Raw genomic sequence first — 4763 nt, forward strand, 5'->3', positions numbered from 1 at the left:
CCGCTTACACAAAAAACATCTTCACCGTCTATATTTTTTAACTCATACTGCCAAAATTGAGAATCAACACCAGCAAAAATTTCATTTTTATCAGATTTTGAAAAATCAACATTACATTGACCGGCTTTTGCTTCCTTAGCATTAGAACCTAAATCGGCAAAACCATCCAAACTTAATTTTATTGTATGTGGTGCAGCAACAAGCTGAACATTACACGGAGTAACACCAAATTTATTTCCATCTACATATACGGATGCACCTTCAGGTGTTGATGTTACATTTAATACAAAATCAAACATTATTTCAATTCTTTCTTTCTTTACTTTGTTTGATTTTTCACTCGGTTCAATTTGAACAACTCTTTGAACGGGTTTAAACCCGTCTTTTAGAGCCGTAACTATGTATGAACCGGGAGCAACTTTCCTAATAGGAATTTCACCGTTAGCTGTTTCGTTATTTAGTAAAACTTCACCGCTTTTTGTTTTCATACTTACCAAAGCTCCTTCAGGTGTTGTTACAATAACAACATCAGGAGGATTTAATTTTGCATATATGTTCTTTCCAAAAGGTGTAATTTGTAAAAACACATCAAGTCCTAACAATATTATTATTGCAAGCAATAACACTATTATTGCCCTAAATATTGTTTTTCTCATATTATCAAATTTTTTAAATAACCAATCACCAACTTCTTCAAAAACGGTTTTTCCTTTTGCTTCAGGTTGAGAATGTTGTTGAGGTTGCTGAACTTGCCTTCTCGGTTGCGGTTTAGGAACCTGAGTAGTTTTTTTAACCGGAATTACAGGCGGAACTTTATTACCTGGCTTTTTTGCCTGTGACAAAATATCAACTTTAGGTTTATTTTCCGTTTTTATTTGTTGTGTTGCAGAAATATTATTTTGTTGTTCAGGTTGTTTTGGTTCCGAAATAACGGGCTGTTGTACCTGCTCTGTATTTTTTTGTTCCTGTTTTATTTCGGTTGTTTTTTGTGTATCTTCTGATACCGGCTCTGTTACATTGGCAACAATTGCAGCATTTGTAACAGTTGCTACAGATGCAACTTCAATATTTTTTTCTTCATTAGTGTTATTGATTTCTACGGAAACTTCTTCTTTTTGTTCAATATTTTTCTCTTCTATTATCTGTTGAACATGCTCTTGCGGAATTGAATTTTCTTCAAATTTCTGTTGTTGAACCGGAATCGATTCATTTTGAATTTTCTCCGGTATCGCCTCGTGTTCAGGTTTAGATTCCGGTTGTAAATTTTGAACCGGCGTTTCTTGAATTTGAGGTTGTTCCGATTGTATTTCCTGTTGTTGTATATTTTGAGTTTGAAATGTTTGAGATTGCTGTTGTTGAACGGGTACGGAAACGGCAGGTTCCGCAATAACTTCAGGTTCTGTTTTTAAAGGTTTTTGTCTTCCTATTATAGGTTGACCTACTATAAAATCGTTACATTGAATTTGTTCAACGTTGGCATCATTTTTAACATCACTTACATTTAACGTTTTTACGGCATCAACAATCTTATTCGATTTCAAAATATTTTCTTTGGCAGCTATCACTATAAAATCTGCCAGTTCAACAGCCAAATCCTCAGGATCAAAAGCTCTTAAAACTCTTCTGACATCTTTATACATTTCAATAGCTCTTTCATATCTGTCGTTCCTGTTTTTTTGTAAAGCCCTTGAAAGTATATCGGCTATTTCCTGTGATTTGGTAATTTCAAGAATTTTAGCCGTATCAAACGGTTTGTTTATAATTTGCTCTCTTATTTCTTCATTTGTTCCCTGATACAGTTGCTCGGAAGTTAAAATTTCATAATATAAGCTTCCTATGGAAAAGATATCCGTTCTGTGATCGACATCCGCTTCACCTCTAACCTGTTCGGGTGACATATACGGATATTTTCCCGTAACAACTCTTTCATGTATTGAGTTTTTTATTTCATCGGCAGTCTTTGCAACACCAAAATCACTAAGTTTTATATTACCGTCAAAAGAAAGCAAAACATTTCCCGGAGAAATATCTCTGTAAACTATTCCGTAAGGAACACCCGTTATCGAATCTCTTGCAATTCTGTTGGCATAATCAACTGCCTTTAACACATTCATACAAATTAAAGTAGCTATTTTCCAAGGAATTATTATATTTTTTTCTCTGCATTTTTGTAAAAGAACTTCTAAATCCAAACCTCTGACATAATCCAAAACTATATAAAAAGAACCGTTACTTCCCTGCCAAAAATGTTGAACCCTAACAACATTATCATGAATTATATTTTTTGCAATTAAAGCATCTTTATAGAACATTTCAACGAATTTGGCCTCGGCATATTCCGGAAGGAGCTCTTTAATTGCGACAAAATTTCTTAAGCTGAAATCATAAGCAAGCCAAACGGTTCCAAAACCGCCCACGCCTATTTTCTTTACGGTAACATATTGATTGTTTATAAAAAGTCCCAAATTAAGCGGACCCGAAGATGCCCATTCGTTAGCTATCATAATACCCCAATATTTATACTTGTATCTTCATAATAAAACAAAACTTAAGTCATTAAAAATATTATATAATATTTATTATAAAAAATACAAAAAACAAATTAAACAAACTTGTCATTTAATGTTATTTTATAACCGTTGACAAAATCCCATGCGGACATTTTGGATTTACTTTCAAGTTGAACTTTTTTTAACAACAAAGAATCTTTCCCGCATTGAATTGCAAAACCTGTATTTTTTTCTATTGAAATGACACTGCCCGCAGTTTTATTCGAATTTATATTAACAACTTCACAATCTATAATTTTTAACAGTTTTCCCTGTAATTTACCTGTTGCAATATTACAATAAATACCAGGCCATAAAAACAAACCTCTGAATAAATTTTTTATTTCCGTTGCCGATTTAGTCCAATCTATTTTTCCGTCTTCTTTTTTAAATACCGAACAGAAAGTCGGCTGCCCTGTTTGCTTTATTGGAACAACTTTATTTTGTTCCATTAAATCCAATGTTTTATTCATTGTTTTTATACCGCATGAAATTAATTTTTGAAACAATGTATCTGCCGTATCAATATTTTCAATGTCTACAATATCCTGCAATATAATATCACCGGTATCCAAACCTTTATCAATAAAAAAAGATGTAACCGCCGTTTTTGTTTTCCCGTCGATTAATGCCTGTTGTACAGGCGATGCTCCTCTGTATTCGGGAAGCAATGAAAAATGTATATTAAAACACTTATGTGTCGGTAAAGAATATATTTTTTCCGGAATTATTTTACCGTAAGAAACAACAACCCCCGCATCGGCATTATAAGATTTAAGTTCATCATAAATTTCATCATTAAACTTTTCTGTTTGAATATAAGCCATATTATTATCAATTGCATATTGTTTAACTGCCGGAAAAGTTAATTTGTTTCCCCTACCGACTAATTTATCCTGTTTTGTAATAACACACATTATTTTGTGTTTTTTATCTATATTTTCCAAAAATACTTTTGAAATTGATGCCGTTCCGAAAAATAAAATTTTCACCAATTGTTTCCTTTTTTTCTTCTTTTAATCTCTTTTTCAACAAGTTTTCTTTTCCACGGCTGAAGATAATCGATAAATAATTTACCGTGTAAATGATCTATTTCATGTTGAAAAGCTTTTGCCAAAAAACCTTCAACGGTAACTTCAACACGCCTTCCGTTAATTTCGGTATATTCGGCTTTTACCGTATGATATCTTTTTACTTTTTCAAAAATTCCTGGGAACGATAAACACCCTTCTTCCATTTCTTCTTTATTTTCACCCGAGATTATTTTAGGATTTATTAAAACAAACGGATTTTTTTTACCGTCCGGCAAAATATCAATAACACACATATTTAAAGAAATTCCAACCTGCGGTGCCGCAAGCCCTACACCCGGGGCCGCATACATTGTTTCCAACATATCTTTTGCCAACTGTTTTATTTCCGGTGTTATTTCATCAATATCTTTAACTTGTTGTCTTAAAACATTATCACCGTATTTAATTATTTTTAATTTCCCCATATTATTTCCTAGAAGTTGAATTGTTGCATTATTTCGGATACATCTTCTTTGCTTGCACAGTTAAGCAATTTTTCCGCAAGAAGTTTTGATTTTTCAAATGAAATATTACGAATTTCTCTTTTCAATTTAGGTATTTTCCCCGATGACATACTGAATTCATCCAAACCTAAACCTATTAAAACTTTCGTATATTCTATTGACGATGCCATTTCACCGCACATACCTACAGGTTTTCCCGCATTATGACCTGCATCTATAATTGTTTTTATTAACCTTAACACTGCAGGATGTAACGGCTCGTATAACGATGCAACATCTTCGTTTACTCTGTCAACGGCTATTGTATACTGAATCAAATCGTTTGTCCCTATTGACATAAAATCAACTTCTTTTGCAACGATATCCGAAATTATTGCAATGGAAGGAACCTCTATCATTGCACCTACTTTAATGTTTTCGTTAAACTTTTTACCTTCTTTTTTTAATTCCTGTTTTGCCTGTTGCAAAATAACATTGGCTTGCCTTATTTCTTCTATTTTTGAAACCATAGGATACATTATTCTTAAATTACCGTATACCGAAGCCCTTAAAATTCCTTTTAACTGAGTTTTTAAAATTGCAGGATATTTTAAACATAACCTTATTGCACGTAAACCCATAAAAGGATTTTCTTCCATTCCTATATTCATAAGCCCCAATTTTGTAAGTTTATCCCC

At 32.7% G+C, this 4763-nt stretch carries 4 protein-coding genes; all 4 read right to left on the reverse strand.

Annotated features, from left to right (window positions below):
* The coding region (locus ACMUOV_RS07050) for a protein kinase domain-containing protein (RefSeq protein WP_413854405.1) at positions 1–2504 on the reverse strand (2504 nt) is incomplete at its 3' end.
* Between the two features lie 98 nt (positions 2505–2602).
* Positions 2603–3541: a methionyl-tRNA formyltransferase gene (fmt, locus tag ACMUOV_RS07055; RefSeq protein ID WP_413854407.1), complete on the reverse strand. Its 939-nt coding sequence runs from the start codon at positions 3539–3541 to the stop codon at positions 2603–2605.
* On the reverse strand, positions 3538–4047 hold the full coding sequence (gene def / locus ACMUOV_RS07060; protein WP_413854409.1) for a peptide deformylase: 510 nt from the start codon (positions 4045–4047) through the stop codon (positions 3538–3540). Before def ends, fmt begins: the two co-directional genes overlap by 4 nt.
* 8 nt (positions 4048–4055) lie before the next feature.
* On the reverse strand, positions 4056–4763 hold a 708-nt coding region (locus tag ACMUOV_RS07065), incomplete at its 5' end, for a putative PEP-binding protein (protein ID WP_413854410.1).

The sequence above is a fragment of the Candidatus Ruminimicrobium bovinum genome, from assembly GCF_902760015.1.
GTDB classification, from domain to species: Bacteria; Elusimicrobiota; Endomicrobiia; order Endomicrobiales; family Endomicrobiaceae; genus Ruminimicrobium; species Ruminimicrobium bovinum.